The following is a 19,090-nucleotide window of genomic DNA, read 5'->3' as shown; positions in this document are numbered from 1 at the left end:
TTTTTACAATGAAATCATCGGTTGAATTGTCGACATTCCATGTTACTATTTGATATAAGAGTTTGTTTATAGTTATTGGGGGGATTGTTTAATTGATGAAAAACATTGCAGCAATTATTCCAACATATAATCCGCAACAATCATTTGTAACATTCGTACATCAATTATTAGCTACCTCCATTTCCCAAGTTATTATTGTGAATGACGGTAGCGATCAAAAATATACAAGTATTTTTGAAGAGTTAAAGAAAATAGATAGCTGCAAGGTTCTTCAGCATGAACACAATATTGGAAAGGGAGGCGCATTAAAAACTGCATTCTCCTATGTATGGTCTAAACGTGTGAAGTTTCATGGTGTATTAACAGTAGGTGCACATGGGCAACATACGTTACAAGATATCAAACTAGTATTGAACATGACAAAAGTTTTTTCAGAAGGTATTGTGCTAGGCATACGAAATTTTCATTCTTCGGATAGTACATTTTTTTCCTATTGGGGAAATCGAGCGACTAGTTTGTTGTTTGAATTACTATTCCATAAAAAATTGATGGATACACAAACAGGTTTGCGTTACATAGCAATCAATGAGTTACCATGGCTTATTAAAGTGCAAGGTGATCGTTTTGACTACGATACAAATATGCTTGTCGTCGCTCTAAGAAGAAAATGTCCCATCTTCGAAGTAGAAATTGGTCAGCTACGCATAAAAAAGAATTCAATTATGCAATACGATGAACTAACAAATGCAGGTACTGTAATGACTAAAATGCTTATAAAATATTTAAAACCTTAGCAAGAATGATGTGGCAGGTTTATTTCTTATATTTTGTGCTAGGATAAGAATAATAATTACTCAACTGGACGTCGCGAGTATAAAAAGAAGGGGTAATGAATGTGGAATATTCAGATCAAGTAAAAAATCGTGTAAAGCGCATGGAAGGTCAGCTACGCGGTATTTTAAAAATGATGGAAGAAGAAAAGGATTGTAAGGCTGTTATTACGCAATTATCAGCAGTGCGTTCAGCAGTAGATCGTACAGTAGGTGTCATTGTAAGTACGAATCTGTTGGAATGTGTCCAAAATGCGGAAGGTGACGGCGAGAAAATGAATGAATTGATTCAAGAAGCGGTTAATTTAGTTGTTAAAAGCCGTTGATTGTTAAGGCTAATATAAAAAGCATAAAATTAAAATGAATTATTGTTAAATCGACAAGCTCTGCTTCTTCACTTTTCATTGGACAACGGTAAGCCTCTTGAAGGCTCGATGAATTCGTTTTTCAATAAAAGTCGATGTAGCGGGGCTTGTGTCGTCTTACAGGTCTTAGTAGTCTAAAAGAAGTGAATTGATGAATTTTGCAAAAAATTACTTTAATTTAGTAGATTTATAGTAAAGGTAGGTGTAAAAACCTAATTATTGGAATGAAATATTGTAGAAAAAAGTCGTATGTAGTGAACTTGTATGATAGATTTAAAGTTGCATTTTCTTTTATAATTAATATAAAGATATTATATAAGAGAAGGTGAATCTATCTTGAAAAAATGGTTATTAAGCAGTGCCACATTGTTGATGTTAAGCCCAACTGTAGCCAATGCACAAAGTGCACAGACTCAACCATTAAACACTCCTGCACCGATTGTATACAATGCGATGGCTAGTACGAAGATAGCAACTGTTGATCAATTAACAAAAGAAATAGCAAAGCAACTTAATAATTTTGCGACTGAAATTAAAGTTACATATAGTGGTTCAATGACGGATATGGACAAGTTTATGGAGGCATTTGAAAAGGCGCAGCAACAAGCTACGTATGCTAGTGGTCATCTTCAAAGCATTTCAATGTCTGCTGACTCTGTCGGGAATGTAACCTATAAAGTAAAATACTTTACAAATGCCACACAAGAAGCTGCTGTACAAAAGAAGATTGATAGCATTTTAAAGACGATTATTAAGCCTTCTATGACACCGTTTCAAAAAGTAAAGGCTATTAATGATTATATTGTGTCAAATACTACTTATGGTACAAAAACGAAAGCAAGTCCCCATAGCGCTTACGCTTTACTATTCGAAGGACAAGCTGTATGTCAGGGCTATGCGTTATCAGCTTATAAAATGCTAGAGCAGGCAGGGATTGAAACAAAATATGTAGTAGGTTATGTGAATGGCACTGAAGCACATGCCTGGAATATGGTGAAGCTTGATGGCAAGTGGTATCATCTGGATACAACTTGGAATGATCCGTTACCAAATCGAATAGGGGCATCTTCCTATGATTACTTCCTTGTAACCGATGCACAACTAAACAAAGACCATACTTGGATTACTACAGATTATCCTGCGGCCACAAGTACTACCTATAATTTCATGCAAAATGTACATTTTGCACACCAAATCCAAAATACTTTATACTTCAGCAATACAGCGGATAATGATAAGTTGTATAAACTTGACTTAGTAAGTGGTAAGAAGACGAAGGTGATTGATACTCGTGCACTGTACATTACAGGCGCTGGCGATTATCTTTATTATAGCGATTATAGTAATAGCGGCTACTTAACAAAACTAAATCTTAAAACATTAAAAACAAATGTAGTAGTGAAACAATCTGTAACGGATTTAATGATTGGTAGCGGTTATTTAGTGTATAAAGTTAACGGTAAAGAACAAAAGCAAAAAATGAACTAGTATGCAGTGGACGAAACAACAGGACGTTTCTAGATTACCTGTTGAATGCATATATTATTTATAAGCACAAAAGGACTCTTAAATGAGTTCTTTGTGCTTTTTTTGTATATAATGAAAGTAGTGAAACTGTGTGAGGTGAAGATTTTTGTGGAAGAAGCTAGCGATTATAGTAATATTTATCGTTTTTATGGAACCAATCTATACAGCGGGTAAAGCGACAGTTAAGCAAGTCGTAACTTGGGCAAATAATGATGACATCGAAACGATGCTACTAGCAACAAAAGAAAAAATTGTTGATGTTACCACCAAATTTTCAGAAGATGCCTCAATTCAAACAGCCAACCCTGAAGATGTAAAGAACCAAGAGCTAGCGGTCACTGCTCCAGTTGTAAAGCAGCCTGAAACAAAGCTTGTTGTCACTAATGCGAAGGAAATGGCGGATGCAATGTACGCCTACTATAGTAGTTTTTCGCCTAGCTTTGAAATTCAATATAAAGGAAGTACGCAACGAATCGAGAAAATTGTGGAGGAGGCTTATGATAGTGCCATTAAACGAGACGATTATGTCTATGGTCATATTAGTAAGCATTCCATACGCTTTGAATATGGTAAAAAAACTGCTAAGATTTTTGGAGAACAAAGCTATTTAATGACACCGGAGCAAGCGGCTTATGTAGAGATGAATGCGCAAGAGATCGTTGCTACGATTGCAAAAAACGCGAAAACCGATGTAGAAAAGATTAAAGCAGTAAATGATTATATAGTAGCCAATACAGCTTATACTGAGCAAACAAAGTCAAGCCCACATAGTGCCTATACGGTGCTGGCCGAGCATGGTGGTGTTTGTCAGGGCTATGCGTTATTAGCACACTCAATGTTGCAAAAACTTGGTTTCGAGACAAAATATATTGTGGGTTATGTCGGTCAAGAAGGCCATGCTTGGAATTTAGTAAAACTCGACGGTCAATGGTATCATCTTGATACAACGTGGAATGATCCGGTGCCTGATCGTAAAGGGGCTATAAGATATCAATACTTTTTAGTGGATGATCGCACGATGGCACGCGATCACACATGGATAGCAGACGATTATCCGAAAGCAACAAGTACCGCTTATAGCTATTATCAAGATATTGATTTTCCTGCACAGGTAGGAAATCAACTATTCTATAGCAGTATTTCTGATGACAATAGATTATATGTGCTTGATATGACTACAGGCAAAGCACAGCGTGTCACGAAAACGCGTGCACAATATATCGTTTATGCAGATGGATGGCTATACTTTAGTAATTATTCACATGGTGCTTATTTAACGAAAATTCGCCCCGATGGAAGTGGCGAACAACTGCTGAATAAGGAAGACACGAAAGATTTATTTATTAAGGACGGTTATTTATATTTCATGACGAATGAACTAAAGAAAATGCAACTATAATTTAAATGCAGTCATTACTGTTGCTGGCTACGCAGTTTACAGTAGGATGCCACTCTTTACTTCAATCATATTTTGTTCAAGCTATTAAAAGGCTAAAAAAATAACAAAGGGACTGGGATAAAAGAGAAAGGTGTTAGATTGATGGTAGTCAATCTAACACCTTTTTGCTGCGCCGTTGTTATGTCCCAGCCTCTTTGTCGATACTTGGGGGCGTGGGATATTACAAATTGTCATACGCCCTTTTTGAACGATTGATAATATAAGATATTGGCTGATGTTGACATAAGGAAACATTAATTCTCGGATACATTGAAGTCATTTCTTGTGAAAATATTTTTAAAATCAGAGGGTTATGTTTGATAGCACCCCCATTACAATAAAAGTTAAATGGTTGGCCTTGATAACTGATTTTTTTTAGTACCGCACAAGCAAGGAGCACTAATTCATGGGCTGCCTGAGTGGATATTTGAATAGCACATGTATCTTTTTTGGCAACGGCATCGGCCAAAAATGCCCCCATTTTGGCTAATTGTGCATTTGTATAAGAAGGGCGGAATAACCATGCTGCGAGCTCGGTGACATCCTGAATACGTAAATAGTTATACACAGCATCTTTTAATAGCGTCGCTTCCCCTCGGCCATCTTCCATCCGAAAAATGGCACGTATGACTTCCTGCCCAAGCCAATAGCCACTTCCTTCATCGCCCGCACGATGGCCCCAACCACCAGTGCGGGCAATTTGTTGCCCATCGAATGCATAGGCAATAGCCCCTGTTCCTGCGATTAGTAGCGCACCTGCTTGTCCTTCAGTGACACCTAATAAAGTAGCTTGTGCATCATTTTCGACGATTAACGTATGGATATCTAGCTGTTCCGCTGTAATTGCCTCATGAACCATTGCGGTCACATTTTGATGATCCTTTGGAGAATCAATTCCAGCCATAGCAAACGTGGCGACGGCGATTTTAGAGATAGCTTGTTCCTGCAAAAATACACGAGCTTTGCTTAATAACGCTCGTAGTATTTCTGTTGCAGACTCTATGCCGATCGCCTGATAATTGGATCCGCCCATTGTTGTTGTATATTGAATTTCACCTGACTCGGCATGTACGATGGCACATGCCGTTTTAGTTGCACCACCGTCTATTATTAGTAGCCATTTATTCATTGATCCCATTCCTCTATAAACAAAATTAATTGCTTCTCCGCCTCTGTAATAGCTAATTCTTTCTGTTGAATCCACTCAAGTAAGGTATTGGCTTGTGCCTTCGAACGTTCGATCGAAGCCCGCATCGTTTCAGGTGAGGGACCACCTAGTAATGTTCGGACATTTACGAAGAACTCGGGTTTTAAAGTATGGTAGAAATCTTCTTCAGAAATAACTAACGGTTTGCCAGTAACCAATTTGGCTTGTGTATTGGCTAATCCCCACGTAAGACTTGCCAATGATTCTTCACCGTGAGCAAGCAATACTTTAATACATTTACTTACGATACTATGGGCTTGGCGAAATGAAATACCTTCCGAACGCACTAACGTATCAGCAAGTTCTGTTACATTGGCAAAGCTATTTTCTGCACGGTTTCGAAGCTTTTTCTTGTTGACATCCATTGTGACAACAAGCGAGCCAAATAATTTATATATACCTATTAATCGATCCATCGCTCGCCATAAATACGGTTGCATATCGTCCTCTGTATCAACAATATCACCAAACGGTGTATTATGTACCATTTGTAGCACTGTACTTGCATCTCCAACAACCGCAGATAGTAATGAGCGCGTATGCTCAATGGACACAGGGTTTCGCTTTTGAGGCATAATAGAGCTAATTTGAACGTATGGACTTGCAAGTGTAAAGGCGTTGAATTCCTGCGTAGCCCATAGTAAAAAGTCTTGTGATGTACGGCCAAGATTCAGTGCCGCAAGTTGCACAATACTTGCTGTTTCAGCAATATAATCAGCTCCAGCAACCGCATCCCATGCATTTTCAATAATATCGTCAAAAGCTAATAAGTCTCGCATACGCTCACGACTAATGTTAAAGCCTGTTGTCGTTAAGGCGGCTGCCCCCATACTGCTCCGATTTATTGTTTTATAGCAATGCTGCATGCGCTCAAAATCACGATCTAGCTGATCAATAACAGCTTTTAAATAATGGGCAAAAGTGGTCGGTTGAGCTTGTTGCGTATGTGTATAGCCAATCATTATCGTATCAATATGCTCCTCGGCAGCTGCAATTAAATCACCGCGTAATTTAAGCAATTCTCCCATAAGCATTAATAATTTTTTGCGCAATGTCATTCGATAAATGGCAATCCCCATATCATTCCGACTTCTACCGATATGAAGATTTCCGGCAACATCACCAGCAAGTTCAATTAATTTATTTTCAATGCGGAAAAATAAATCTTCGTATTGCGGGCTGTAATCTTCTATTCGATAATAGTTCAAATCTAGTTTTTTCAGTGCCAAAGCAATTTGCTTCGCTTCTTCTTTTTTTACAAGTCCTTGTTCTTCTAGCATTTTTAAATGGGCAATATTAATTTGAAGCATAATCGTTAAAAAATTTTTCTTTGCTTCATCATAAGCCGGTTGCAATACAATTTTCCGGTAAATATTCGAAGGAAAAATTATTCCATCCTCTTGCTGAATTTTGTTACGGAAATCTTCAAACATAATTAATGGCCTCCTAATAGAATAACAGTTATATGGCTGAGCCAGCACTGCCCTTTGATAGCTTTTCCGAAATAATAAGTACTATTAAAATTAAGCAAATTTGTAAAACACCATAGGCACAAGCAGTTCCAAATTTAAAGGCATATAATTTTTGAAATATAGCCACAGATAGCGGAATCGTAGAAGTGCTATAAATAAGAATAGAAGCTACGAATTCACCTAAACTTTGGACAAGCGCTAGTAATGTTCCTGCTAATATGCCCGAAAAAGTTAGCGGCAGGACGATACGTCGAAACGTATACCACCAATTTGCACCTAAGCTTCGTGACGCCTCCTCAATCGACTGATCTAATTGCACAAGAGAGGCTGATGTTGAACGGAAAACAAGTGGTAAATGTCTAATAAAATAAGCAAGCGGTAAAATCCAAAACGTACCAATCAGCACCTGGTTAAAGGCAAATATATTTTCAGTGCTAAAGGCAGCAATTAAATTGACAGCAACAACAGTTCCAGGCAGTGCCCAAGGAACCATAATTAAAATATCGAGCAATGTTTTCCCTTTAAAGTTGAGACGCACCATCGCGTAGGCTGCAGCGACACCAAAAAGTACATTACCAAACGTTGCGACAATACCCATTTGGATGGAGTTCCAAATAGGTCTCCACGTTCGCTCATCAGTAAAGAGTGCCACATAATGATCGACGGTGTAGTCGGTGGGCAGTATTTGGGTTTTCCATGCACCATCGACTGAAAAGGAAATTAAAATCAGCACTAAAATGGGTAAAATTAAAATCAGTGTTCCGCCAAAAGAAGCTATTGTAGCAATTATTTTCATGAATTTTGAAGATACTTCTGAGCGATGAACACTAATGCCTTTACTCAAATTTTGGTAATTTCTACGGTTTTGGTACCAGCGCATAACAATTAAAAATGAAATGGATACAAACGATAAAATCATTGACTGTGTAGCGGCCATTTCTAAATTACCATTTGTCCGTGATAAGTAAATTTGCATGGTCATCGTTCGTTCGACACCAAACATTAATGGTGCCGTATAAGATGCCATTGATACCATAAAGACGAGCAAGGCAGATGCAATAATAGAAGGTGTCAACATCGGTAAAATAACCTTTGTCCATACACGAATACGCCCTGCACCTAAACTAGTTGCTGCTTCCTCTAATGATGGATCGAGTCCTTTAATAGCAGCCGAAGCGGTTAAATAGAAGTAGGTGTACATGGTAAATGTATGGACAACGATGACACCCCATATACCTTTTAAAGAAAAGGGTACTTGCTTTAAGCCGAATAAATGCTGAATTGCGCGTGGAAAAATGCCACTCTCCCCGTATAGGAATGTAAAAGAGAGTACGCCAACAAGCGGTGGAAGAGCCATTGGCACTAATACTAAAATAGATAATATGCGTCTTCCTGGAAACTCATAGCGTTCCAATAAAAATGCCATTGTTACACCAACAAGTGCACAGCAAATCACGCTAATAATGGATATATATAAACTAGTCCATAGCGCCTCAAGATTAGCAGGGCTAGCAAGGCTAAAAAACTTTTGATAATGACTAAGTGCGTGCTCTCCTGAAAAACTTTGAAGAAAAGTTTGATAGAAAGGATAAATGACATAAGCAAACAATACTAAAAACAAAGGTGAAATTAAAATATAGACAAACCAATTAGATTGCGTTAGCCGTGTCCAAACATTACTTTGATAAGAATGTACAGGTGGTTTTTCCATGTGGTCTGCCTCCTATTCTCCTAAAAAATATAGTGATTCATGCGCTATATTTAAAGTAATGCTTTCGCCAATGTTTTTTAGCTGCACATTTTTATTGATTATCATAACTTTCAATGAGAATTCAATAAAATCGACAATGTAATTTACACTTATTCCTGTAAATTCAACAAATGTGATTGTTCCAGTTAATGTATTTTCTCCAGGGCCCAGATTGACAGACTCTGGACGAATCGAAATAAACACGTTGTCTCCAATCATATGCGTTAAAGTAGGGGAGCTGTGTTGCTTTCGCCCAGTTAGAACAAGTCCATGCTTTGTTTTTACTTGCACTTCATCTGCGTTAATCGCAAAGATTGTCGCTTCGATTAAATTGGTTTCCCCGATGAAATCGGCAACGAAGCGGTTTACTGGTCGATTATAAATTTCTTGAGGTGTGCCGATTTGTTTTACATAACCATTGTCCATCACCATAATGCGGTCCGACATGGACATCGCTTCCATTTGGTCGTGTGTTACATAAATGGTTGTAACACCTAACTCGGATTGAATTCTTTTAATTTCAATTCGCGTTTCCTCACGTAACTTTGCATCTAAATTCGACAACGGTTCATCGAGTAATAAAATATCAGGCTCAATCACAAGTGCTCTTGCTAGGGCAACGCGTTGCTGCTGACCACCAGATAATTCATTAATTTTCCTGCTGCCATATTGCCCTAAATGTACAAGTCCTCGAATGCGGTCAACTTTTTGTGTTATTTCCTGTTTAGAGAGCTTTCGTACTTGTAAGCCAAAAGCAATATTTTCGTCTACTGTCATGTGTGGAAACAGCGCATAATTTTGAAACACCATACCAATATTGCGTTTATTTGGCTGAAGTAATGTCACATCGCGATCATCGAAAAAAATTTTTCCTTCAGTAGGATAATAAAACCCTGCAATCATTCGCAATGTCGTCGTTTTCCCACAGCCACTAGGCCCAAGGAAGGTAAAGAATTCGCCCGTTTTGATTTCGAGATTTAAATCTTTTACACCTTGCACTTTCCCAAATTGCTTAGAGACATTTTCGATTTTGACATTTTTCAAATGCAATGCTCCTTTCTATTTTGAAAAGACAGATATGCATTGATTTCACCAATTTTTATTCCCATACAAGCTTTTATTTAATTGGGCAATTAATCTATCCGTTATTAAACCTTGAAAGGTCATTTCAACAGGACCTAAAATGGCATTAATAAATGACACGATTATCCAAGATAGTACAAAGAAAATAATGATAGAATAAACGATGGTGTCGGTAGTAGAAATAGCTTCGATTAATCCTTTCGAAAACCATAGAGTTAGAGATGGTAATATAGCTTGAAAAGGAATAATAACAAACAAAATAATAGAATAAAACTTCGAAGCACCCCAAAAAAGAGGCAGAGTTTTTACAAGAAGTTTCAAATAAGAGTAAAATGTATTCATGATTCTTCACCTAATTATACAATATATATTGTATTTATATTCCAAATACAATTTGCGTTAGCCTGTCACGCGGAATTGTTTAATTAACTGATAAAATCGCCAATTTTAAGGATAGAAATTAAAATCCGAATGACAGAAAAGCGATTCCTCTAAAAATACTTTTAATAGTATCATAGGTAATCCTCCCTCGATTTTAAGTATAATAATTATAAATTGAATAATCCGAAAAAACAAATTAGTCTAAAATTAGACCATGCTAGTATTATAACTTTATGTTTCATTACAGGTTATTTTATGAGGTACTTAAATTTTAATAAAAGGCATCAAGAGGGGCTTCTTGATACCTTTAGTCAGCACGGGTTTTCTGAGTTGCTCTATTTCTTTCCTCTACCTTTTATATTAGTATCCCAGTGTTCCATCCATGCTGCCTCTTTTTCCGACATTAACTGCCAATCAATATCAAAAGTTTTTAAATCTAATTCCTGATACCATTCTGGCATTGTCGCTTGATCAATGTCGGAGCGTGTTGGAATTTGGTAATAGTCGTTCGCTAATTTGGTAACCATCTCTTTTTCAAATAAAAATTCAACGAATAATTTTGCGTTCTCTAAATTTTTTGCCTTGTTAACAACCGCAACACCATCTACTAAAATTGGTGCACCACTCTTTGGATAGATGTAATCAAACGGATAATCTGTTGTATACTTTTTCAATAGGATATCTTGTAGATTCCATAATGAAACACTACCTTCTTGACGTGTAAGCTTTAAATAAAGTGCATTAGGATCTTGCGTATATTCTTTTGTGTTGGCATCTAATTTTAATAGCCATTCATAACCTTTGTCAGGTGTGTCGGCACCTTGACGAACAATCATGGATGAATAAATCGTGCGCATAGTTCCTGACGCTAATACCCCACGAATTAAAATTTGGTCCTGCCATTTCGGATCTAATAAATCATCCCAATCTTGTGGACCGGTTTCTTTTGTTAGTAAGTCACTATTAATCATAATGACTTCAGGTAATAGCATTTCACCGAACCAGCGACCTTCTGTATCTTTATAGTTTGCATCGATTGTGTCGATAAAGCTCGGTTGCCATGCATGGAGTAAATCCTCGTTTGCTCCAACCATTAAGGCGGATTGAGTACCACCCCACCAAAAATCTGCTTGAGGATTTGCTTTTTCACCGCGTAGACGCTCTAATATTTGTTGAGCCCCCATTGTTAAAAACTCCACTTGAATGTCCGGGTACTTCTCATTAAACTGATCGATTACGCCTTGCACCATTTCTTCATCACGCCCTGTGTAAATGACCAGCTTACCTGACGGAGATGTGTTTCCATCTGCTTTTTCAGCATTAGATGCCGTGTCGCTTTTTGCAGCATCTTTTGTCGAACCCTGATCGTTAGTGCTACTACAAGCAGCTACAACGATCAGCATCAACACAAGCAAAAATCCAAAAATACGTGTTTTTTTCATAATCATCTTCCCCTTCCTTTAGTGAGTTGCTTACATAGTGCAGTATAATACTAAAATAAAACATTAATGTTAGAATAATTAAAAAATTCTAACGTTACTACTATCATAATTTAAAAAATTGACTGTTTTCAACGGTATATTGTAAAAATTAAAAACTCCTTAAAAATGGTTTATCCATTTTTAAGGAGTTTTTACGGGTGATTTTCGATTGGCAAGCATACTAGGTAACATCATGCCGATAATCACTAAAGCAATGCCAATTACTTGTAAAACAGTGAGTGATTCATGCAATACGATAACAGAAACGGTCACAGCTACAGGTAGTTCAATCGCACTTAAAATAGAGGCCAGTGCGCCACCCACTTTGGGTACTGCAATTGAAAATAAATAAATGGGTAAGATTATACCGAATAGTCCAAGTGCTAATCCATATTTCCATAAGCCTTCAGCAAATAATTTGCCATTCCATGCAATTTCAGGACTGAGGAAAATACTAACTATAATTAGTGCTACAAAAGAAACAATTAAAACTCTTGATGTCGTTGTAACACCTTCAACGGGACGAGAGTTAAATTGGATAAAGCAGGCAAAGGTAAATGCAGCAGCTAACCCAAATAACCAGCCTTGAATCGCAATACCGCTTAAATCGACATTCAATACACCGGCAGCCAAAATAGTCCCCGCAAATAGAATCAGTATCGAAATAACTTCAGGTCTACTTGGCAGACGCTTATGGATAACGCAATCTAACAGCAAACCAATCCAAGTAAATTGGAAAAGCATAACGACGGCTAGAGATGCAGGTAAATATTTTAATGACTCGCCGTAAACGATGCCTGTAATACCTGTAAAAATCCCTGCGCTTACTAATATAAATAGTCCGTGTTTTGAAAGTTTCGGTAGTTTTCTTTGGGTGAAGATAAAAATTGTTAAAACAAGTATAAAGCCAATGATGTATTGACTCGATACCGCCTCTGATGATGTAAAGCCATGCAACATAGCTACTTTCACGATGGTCGATAAAATGCCATAACTACTAGAAGCGATGACTATCAACAGAGGATATAATACATTTGTTTTCATGCTTAATTAATCCACATCCTAAATCTGTTTCACCATATGATGGAAAGGTTCGTCTATGATGGACCATGGTTCAGTAATCACAAAGCCCATACGTTCATATAAGCGACGAGCATCTTCTTTTTGCGTTTCAACATTCAGTGATAATTTTGTAAAACCTCGTTGTTTTGTTTGCTCAATGGCGAATTGGATTAATAGTGTACCGATTCCTTTACCACGAGCCTCTGGTGCTACACAAACTGTATCAATATAATATTCATCTTGATGCGCCTCTTGATCGATAGCGATTGAAGGAGCATTTTTCTCTTCAAGCCATTTTACGAGATTGGCATCCATTTGAATGGCTTGTTCACCATTATAGTAAACAAGGATGCCTAATACTTGTTCACCTTCCACAGCAACAAAAGTATTTAAATAAGAGTGTCTGTTGTCTTCACGTTTGAAGAGGACTGTTAGTTCTTGTTCAACCATTGAAGCTGTCTGTTCACCTGTTAAACGGTTGGCAATCTCACCAATCGCATCAATAATTAGTGGCACAACGGCACGGGCATCCTGTGGTTGTGCTTGTCGAATCGTAATACTCATTGTTAAAATCCCTACCTTTCTATAGGCAAGTATAACAAAGATAGATGATGTCTCAAGCTTTTGAAATATTCGCTACTTTATATTTAGCAAATAGTATGGCTATGGATAGACGTTGCCGTCGGTGCTTTCCGCTTAGCACAACCCTTGCAGGCGCTGTGATTCCTCGTCTTACGAACTATCAGTAGATGTCGCCATTGCTGAAAGGAAAAAAATATAATCGTTAGAAGAATAAAACAGAAAAATGTATCAAATTAAATATAGAAAACACTGCTGTTGGTTGCCTTTACGGGCGGGTTTTCCTCCTTTGGATGGCCAAAGTAAGCTAAAGAAGTTGTGCTGGCGTAAATGATGTATGTCTTTCATTATTTTTCCGAAAGTTTAAAACTTTATTGGAATTCAACTTTCATGTTAATCTAGAATGAATAGACTTTCGGGGGGACTACAATGATAAAGGAAGATAAGGATTATATTTTAGTCTATGGAGATGCTTTTATTGACTATATTGCTGATGATGTAACGAATACATCTTTTACTAAATATATGGGTGGCGCAACGGTAAATGTGGCTGCAGGCATTAGCCGTATCGGGGCTCCATCTGCGCTGATTACGATTACAGGAGATGACGAAGGCTCACAATTTGTCCGAGATGGTCTTGCACAAGAAGGCGTGAACCTCGATTTTGCGGTATTTAACCCTGCAAAACGTGTAAGTGGTGTATACGTACATTTAACAGAAGCATGTGAGCGAATTTTCAAAGATTATGTCGATGAGACACCCGATTTACAAGTGGAAGCAACACAATTAAATGAGGCGGCCTTTAAACATGCTTCTGCTCTCATTGTGTGCTCAGGCACAATGTTCCATCCAACTGCACTTGCAACGACTAGTGCTGCTGTTGATATGGCAAAGGAAAAAGGTGCTATTATCGCAATGGATGCCAACATTCGACCTTTACGTTGGAGCAGTGAAGAAATTTGTCGTGAGACCATTACTTCTTTCTTTGAAAATGTAGATATTTTAAAAGTCACGGATGATGAGTTATTTTTCTTAACAGAGACCGCTACTTTAGAAGAAGGCATCGAACAATTAAACAGTTATTTAGTGCCGATTATTTTAGTAACAGTAGGGGAAGAGGGCACGTATGCAGTATTAAACGGTGAGGTTATACATGTACCGACCGAGAAGGTTGTGCCAGTGGACACTACGGGTGCGGGAGATGCATTTATGGCAGGCGTTCTGCGCGATGTCCATTACAACGGTTTACCAACAACTGAGGAAGAACTAGTTCGTTGTGTGAGCTTTGGTAATCGCTTAGGTGCTATGGCAGCAACAAAGCCAGGGGCGTTAACTGCATTACCGTATTATGAAGATATCAAACATTTATTAGAGAAATAAGAGTTATAGTGGGTGTAGGTCTATATAAATAAATATTAATTAAAAGATGTGCTGATTATGGTACATCTTTTTCTTTTTTACAAAGTTATTAAGTTAACATATTCCAAAACTATTTTTGTAGTTTATTTAGGAACATGCTATTGTCCAAGTAGCTAACAGGATGAGAACGTAAGTACTTTTCTTTTTATGTAACGGATAGTTTTTTACACAATAGTGTAGCAGCTAAAGCTGTGTATTTCCTTTCCGCATACTAACTTCCAAGATACAAAATATTATTCAAGTTCATGACCATAAAGTAGTTTTTTACTTAGCTTTTTTGACATTATAGCTTAAAAAACACTATATTTTCTGTCATTTTTACTAGACTGCCCCTAAATAAATAATATATTATTTAATTATTCAAAAAACTACGAAGAGGGATAGAGTAGCTGAAAATAGTCGATTAAAATGTATAAATAAATTTTCTCTTTTGCTCTTGCCTTTTGCTAATGATGTATTATTTAATTATTCCGAAAGATAAGGAGAAGGATAAAATGGAAAAAAAGTCATTGATTAAATCGTACAAATTGTTCACAGTTCTTTTTATTTTCGCTTGTATTCTCTTTATTACAAATAATAGTACCGCATCGGCAGCTGAGTTAAGTCAACAGGAACAAGAAAAAGAAGAATTATATCAACAATATATAGAAATTTTAGAGGAAGTAAAAGCTACAGTTACATGGGGAGACGGCCTAGAAGGCATTGAAGTTTCTCCAATTGATGAATTTGAAGAAGAAGATTGGGTTTCCCCAGAAGTATTTAGACAACGAGCGATTGAGAGGGTACAATCTAGCGTTGTTGAAATTGAAATTCCTGAAATTCCTTTTTATGAATTCGAAGAAGATAGGTTTTCAGAAAAAATATTCGAACGGCGAGCAATTGGGGCGACACAAGCTAACCCTGTTGCGGCTTTTGCAAATAACATAACGCTATTGTCTACTACTTCTGCATCACGTAAGGTTAGAGTGTTACATGAATCAACTCCTATTGATATAACAATATTTGCGACTTTTACAACACAGCTTTCTGATGGTCGCCAAGTATTAACTGGCTATTCTAATTTACGCACTATTCCTTCAAGAGGTTTTTTTACCCGTACAGGAGTAGACGCTCGTATTACTAATAGAGGCACAACTTACGCATTTACGATTGGTGGAAGTTTAAAGTATGTTGGTTTAACAACTTATCATACATTAAATACAAAATTCTATTGCAGTCCAACTGGTGTAGTTTCATAACATAAACAAAAAATATTTCTTTATGAGACATCTGAACATCATAAGGAGTAGGATAGAATGGAAAAAAAACGTCGATTAAAAACGTACAAATTGTTCACAATCCTTTTTGCCTTGGCTTGTATCCCCTTTATATTCTTTATTACAAAAATTGATACAGCACCTGTAACTGAGTTAAGTCAACAAGAAAAAGAAGAATTACATCAACAATATATAGAAATTTTAGAGGAAGTAAAAGCTACAGTTACATGGGGAGACGGCCTAGAAGGCATTGAAGTTTCTCAAATTGATGAATTTGAAGAAGAAGATTGGGTATCCCCAGAAGTATTTAGACAACGAGCAATTGAGAGGGTACAATCTAGCGTTGTTGAAATTGATGAAACCGAAGAAGATTGGTTTTCCCTAGAAGCATTGAAACAACGAGTAATGGAGGTAATGAAAAAGCTTGGTTTTTCCTAGAAGTATTTAGACAACGAGCGATTAAGGCGGAACCTGTTCAACTTAATTATCTTCATAAGATCGGACATTTATTAGAGAAATAACAGCTTGGAGCGTGAATCGGATGGAAAAAAACTATGATGTGTTAGTGAAAGATCGATTATTTTTTGGTGGTGCACAAGATGCTGAAGCTGCTTTTTCAAATGAGCAGGTAAACGTTGTCATTGATGTTCGAGTAAATGGATTAACTGAACTAGAACAGCAATCAGCACACTATAACTACAACCATCTGCCTATCGCTGATGAAGAAGCACAAGTAGCTCAGTCTATTGACACAGTAGCGAAAAAAATAGTCGCTGCCTATGAATCTGGACAGAAGGTTTACTTCCATTGTGGAAGTGGGGGTGGACGAGCAGGTGTAGCTGCGACGGCTGTGTTAATGGAGCTTGGCTTAGCCGATTCTTTGGAGGAAGCGGAGTTAGCTGTTAAACAGGCTCGTTCCCAAGTAAAGATACGCCCAAATATGGCTACTGCTTTAAAGAAATTGTATGAAAAGTAGTGCTATCAACCTTAGCATCTACATGTTATCGTCTTACGAAACAAATCTATATGTAAACGCGGCCTGCCATGTTCAAATGGTGGGCTTTTTATAATTTTTAATAAATTTAAGTAACTGCGGTATGACTAATTTGTAGGTAAGTCAGAAATACAAGTTACAGTTCTGTCAGAGCCGTCTTTCTTGATTTAACGCCTAGTGCAAAATTTATAAGCAAGATAAAAAATTGTTCTATACATATTATAACAAAGTTGTTATAGTGATATTAGAACAAAAGGCGAGGTGGTTTGGATGATGGAGGAGTTAGCAAATATCCCTTGGGCGATTATAGCGCCACTAATCGGCGTACAAATTATTTTAGTTATTGTTGCATTAATTGATCTTAGTAAAATTCATGCAACGAATGGACCGAAAATTTTATGGGTATTGATAATATTATTTATTAATTTACTTGGACCAATAGCATATTTTATCGTTGGGAGAAAACAATCATGACTACATTACTACAGGTAACAGGGTTGACGAAGCGTTTTGCGGAAAAAACTGTAGTGGATGCCATTGATTTTGTTTTAGAAGAGCATACCTCTACAGCGTTAATCGGACCAAATGGAGCAGGAAAGACAACAACTTTATCCATGTTAACAGGTTTATTAAGACCCTCTTTCGGTAGTGTAAACATGGTGGGGGGAGATTTACGAGCAAATATTGGGTTTTTACCGCAATATCCACAATTTCAGCCGTGGTTAAGTGCATTAGAGTTTACGGAGATGGCTGCAAAGTTAAGCGGTGTATCTGCTAAAAAGGCAAAGCAGGAAGCTCAAAAAACGTTAGAATTTGTCGGCTTAGGAAATGATCTTCATAAAAAAATTGCAACGTTTTCCGGTGGGATGAAACAACGGCTAGGTATTTCCCAGGCAATTGTCCATAAGCCTAAACTACTGTTGTTAGATGAACCAGTATCTGCTTTAGATCCTGTTGGACGTAGGGAAGTACTTGATTTATTAAAAGGCTTACAGCAACAGACGACAATTTTATATTCCACACATATTTTAAATGATGCGGAAGAGATGACGGACCAGCTATTATTTTTGCGTGATGGCAAACTTGTCGAACAAGGGACATTACGTGAGGTACGCCAACGTTATGACGAGCCAAATTATGTAGTAGAGTTTAGCACAGTAGAAGAGGCGCAGTATTTTGTCAGTCAATCTACATTTAAATGTACAGTCAATGGTTGCTATGTGTCTGTAGCCATTCAAGAAGATAAACCAAGCATGCAGCAATTGCTCGAAAGCCTTACTGTTTATCCGTATTTAGTGAGAAATGTTGCACGTCAAACAGCATCGCTCGAAGAAATTTTTATGAAGGTGGCGAAACGAGTATGAGTGGCATGAACGTACTTCTTCAGAAGGAATTCCGCGAAGCATGGCGAAGTAGAAAGTTTTTATGGATTCCACTTGTTTTTGCACTTTTAGGTATGAGCGAACCACTAACGAACTATTATATGATGGATATACTAGAGGCGGTTGGCAATATGCCTGAAGGATTTGAAATGTTAATGCCAGAATTAGTACCAGCCGATTTGTTACTTGCTACAATTAGCCAGTTTCAATTAATTGGATTACTAGTGCTAATGGCTTCTTTTGTAGGAGCTATTAGTAAGGAACGTTCAAATGGAACAGCAACCTTATTGTATGTACGACCTATTTCATTTGCTTCTTTTTTTATAAGTAAGTTTATTGTGATCAGTGCAGTTGGCTTTGTCAGTATAATAGCGGGATTTGCAGCAAGTGTGTACTATACGGTTGTACTGTATGGAACATTTGAAGTTGCGACCCTTTTAGCAAGTATTGGTTCGTATTTTATATGGGTTTTATTTGTCTTAGCGTTAACGCTAATGATGAGTGCTGCATTTAAAACAACTGTTGCGGCAACAGCTGCATTTATTATTATTTTTATTGGTCAAATTATTGATGGACTTGTAGGTACATTTTGGACTATATCACCTTGGAAATTACCACTATACGGTGTTCAGCTTATTCGTGGCACGATGGAGATGTCTGATTATTGGTGGAGCCTAGTTATGACAGTTGTTCTTATATGTATGTGTACGAGTATCGGCGTTTTTTCAATGAAGAAAAATGCTTCATCTACTAAAATCTAATTTATAGTGCCAGGCACCCAAATAATTCGGAATATTTAAATTTGTTTAGGTGCCTGACACCCCAATCCACTTTGATTCTCGCGGCTTACCTTGAGCCTGCGGA

The 19,090-nt window shown here is 37.3% G+C and carries 19 protein-coding genes; 11 read left to right on the top strand and 8 right to left on the bottom strand.

The features are described 5' to 3' along the window. Positions 1 to 95: 95 nt before the first annotated feature. The 4 genes from FC748_RS20505 (at position 96) to FC748_RS20490 (ending at position 4,121) form a co-directional block, all read left to right on the top strand. Positions 96 to 794, top strand: a complete 699-nt coding sequence (locus FC748_RS20505) for a glycosyltransferase family 2 protein (RefSeq protein WP_029747046.1) — start codon at positions 96 to 98, stop codon at positions 792 to 794. 101 nt (positions 795 to 895) lie between these two features. Then, positions 896 to 1,156 (top strand): metal-sensitive transcriptional regulator, encoded by a 261-nt coding sequence (locus FC748_RS20500; protein WP_024360805.1) that lies wholly within the window; start codon positions 896 to 898, stop codon positions 1,154 to 1,156. A gap of 375 nt (positions 1,157 to 1,531) precedes the next feature. Then, the gene (locus FC748_RS20495) at positions 1,532 to 2,683 is read left to right on the top strand and encodes a transglutaminase domain-containing protein (RefSeq protein ID WP_025218346.1); all 1,152 of its coding nucleotides are present in this window, start codon (positions 1,532 to 1,534) and stop codon (positions 2,681 to 2,683) included. Positions 2,684 to 2,828: 145 nt separating this feature from the next. Then, on the top strand, positions 2,829 to 4,121 hold the full coding sequence (locus FC748_RS20490; protein ID WP_024360803.1) for a transglutaminase domain-containing protein: 1,293 nt from the start codon (positions 2,829 to 2,831) through the stop codon (positions 4,119 to 4,121). A gap of 220 nt (positions 4,122 to 4,341) precedes the next feature. On the opposite strand, the gene FC748_RS20485 is transcribed toward FC748_RS20490, so the two are convergent. From FC748_RS20485 to FC748_RS20450, 8 genes are all read right to left on the bottom strand, one after another. After that, positions 4,342 to 5,289: an N-acetylglucosamine kinase gene (locus tag FC748_RS20485; protein WP_108031183.1), complete on the bottom strand. Its 948-nt coding sequence runs from the start codon at positions 5,287 to 5,289 to the stop codon at positions 4,342 to 4,344. Continuing rightward, a complete protein-coding gene (gene argH / locus FC748_RS20480; RefSeq protein ID WP_024360801.1) occupies positions 5,286 to 6,800 on the bottom strand; it encodes an argininosuccinate lyase in 1,515 nt (504 codons plus the stop codon). Before argH ends, FC748_RS20485 begins: the two co-directional genes overlap by 4 nt. 28 nt (positions 6,801 to 6,828) lie before the next feature. Next, complete coding sequence (locus tag FC748_RS20475) at positions 6,829 to 8,550, bottom strand: ABC transporter permease (protein ID WP_108031181.1); 1,722 nt, start codon at positions 8,548 to 8,550, stop codon at positions 6,829 to 6,831. 12 nt (positions 8,551 to 8,562) lie between these two features. Beyond that, positions 8,563 to 9,633 (bottom strand): ABC transporter ATP-binding protein, encoded by a 1,071-nt coding sequence (locus FC748_RS20470; protein WP_025218351.1) that lies wholly within the window; start codon positions 9,631 to 9,633, stop codon positions 8,563 to 8,565. 45 nt (positions 9,634 to 9,678) lie between these two features. Further along, complete coding sequence (locus FC748_RS20465; protein ID WP_108031179.1) at positions 9,679 to 10,014, bottom strand: hypothetical protein; 336 nt, start codon at positions 10,012 to 10,014, stop codon at positions 9,679 to 9,681. 374 nt (positions 10,015 to 10,388) lie between these two features. Further along, positions 10,389 to 11,495 (bottom strand): extracellular solute-binding protein, encoded by a 1,107-nt coding sequence (locus FC748_RS20460; protein ID WP_025218353.1) that lies wholly within the window; start codon positions 11,493 to 11,495, stop codon positions 10,389 to 10,391. 180 nt (positions 11,496 to 11,675) lie between these two features. Continuing rightward, positions 11,676 to 12,578: an EamA family transporter gene (locus tag FC748_RS20455; RefSeq protein ID WP_025218354.1), complete on the bottom strand. Its 903-nt coding sequence runs from the start codon at positions 12,576 to 12,578 to the stop codon at positions 11,676 to 11,678. Between the two features lie 18 nt (positions 12,579 to 12,596). Beyond that, entirely contained in the window at positions 12,597 to 13,160 is a 564-nt protein-coding gene (locus tag FC748_RS20450; protein WP_024360796.1) for a GNAT family N-acetyltransferase, read from the bottom strand. A gap of 444 nt (positions 13,161 to 13,604) precedes the next feature. On the opposite strand from FC748_RS20450, the gene FC748_RS20445 reads away from it, so the two are divergent. The 7 genes from FC748_RS20445 (at position 13,605) to FC748_RS20415 (ending at position 18,987) form a co-directional block, all read left to right on the top strand. Continuing rightward, the gene (locus FC748_RS20445; protein ID WP_025218355.1) at positions 13,605 to 14,555 is read left to right on the top strand and encodes a carbohydrate kinase family protein; all 951 of its coding nucleotides are present in this window, start codon (positions 13,605 to 13,607) and stop codon (positions 14,553 to 14,555) included. Between the two features lie 533 nt (positions 14,556 to 15,088). Further along, positions 15,089 to 15,832: a hypothetical protein gene (locus FC748_RS20440; RefSeq protein WP_108031177.1), complete on the top strand. Its 744-nt coding sequence runs from the start codon at positions 15,089 to 15,091 to the stop codon at positions 15,830 to 15,832. 57 nt (positions 15,833 to 15,889) lie between these two features. Continuing rightward, complete coding sequence (locus tag FC748_RS20435; RefSeq protein ID WP_024360793.1) at positions 15,890 to 16,288, top strand: hypothetical protein; 399 nt, start codon at positions 15,890 to 15,892, stop codon at positions 16,286 to 16,288. A gap of 103 nt (positions 16,289 to 16,391) precedes the next feature. Beyond that, positions 16,392 to 16,826 carry a protein-tyrosine phosphatase family protein gene (locus tag FC748_RS20430; protein ID WP_025218358.1) on the top strand — a complete coding sequence of 145 codons (435 nt, stop codon included), beginning with the start codon at positions 16,392 to 16,394 and terminating at the stop codon, positions 16,824 to 16,826. A gap of 288 nt (positions 16,827 to 17,114) precedes the next feature. Further along, the gene (locus tag FC748_RS20425) at positions 17,115 to 17,318 is read left to right on the top strand and encodes a PLDc N-terminal domain-containing protein (RefSeq protein ID WP_029747045.1); all 204 of its coding nucleotides are present in this window, start codon (positions 17,115 to 17,117) and stop codon (positions 17,316 to 17,318) included. Continuing rightward, the gene (locus tag FC748_RS20420) at positions 17,315 to 18,208 is read left to right on the top strand and encodes an ABC transporter ATP-binding protein (RefSeq protein ID WP_025218359.1); all 894 of its coding nucleotides are present in this window, start codon (positions 17,315 to 17,317) and stop codon (positions 18,206 to 18,208) included. The genes FC748_RS20425 and FC748_RS20420 overlap by 4 nt, the downstream gene beginning before the upstream one ends. Beyond that, on the top strand, positions 18,205 to 18,987 hold the full coding sequence (locus FC748_RS20415) for an ABC transporter permease (RefSeq protein WP_025218360.1): 783 nt from the start codon (positions 18,205 to 18,207) through the stop codon (positions 18,985 to 18,987). Before FC748_RS20420 ends, FC748_RS20415 begins: the two co-directional genes overlap by 4 nt. Positions 18,988 to 19,090 lie beyond the last annotated feature (103 nt).

Origin of the sequence: Lysinibacillus sphaericus (genome assembly GCF_005217585.1) — a bacterium.
GTDB classification, from domain to species: Bacteria; Bacillota; Bacilli; order Bacillales_A; family Planococcaceae; genus Lysinibacillus; species Lysinibacillus sphaericus.
This window is presented reverse-complemented; position numbering and strand designations above follow the sequence as displayed.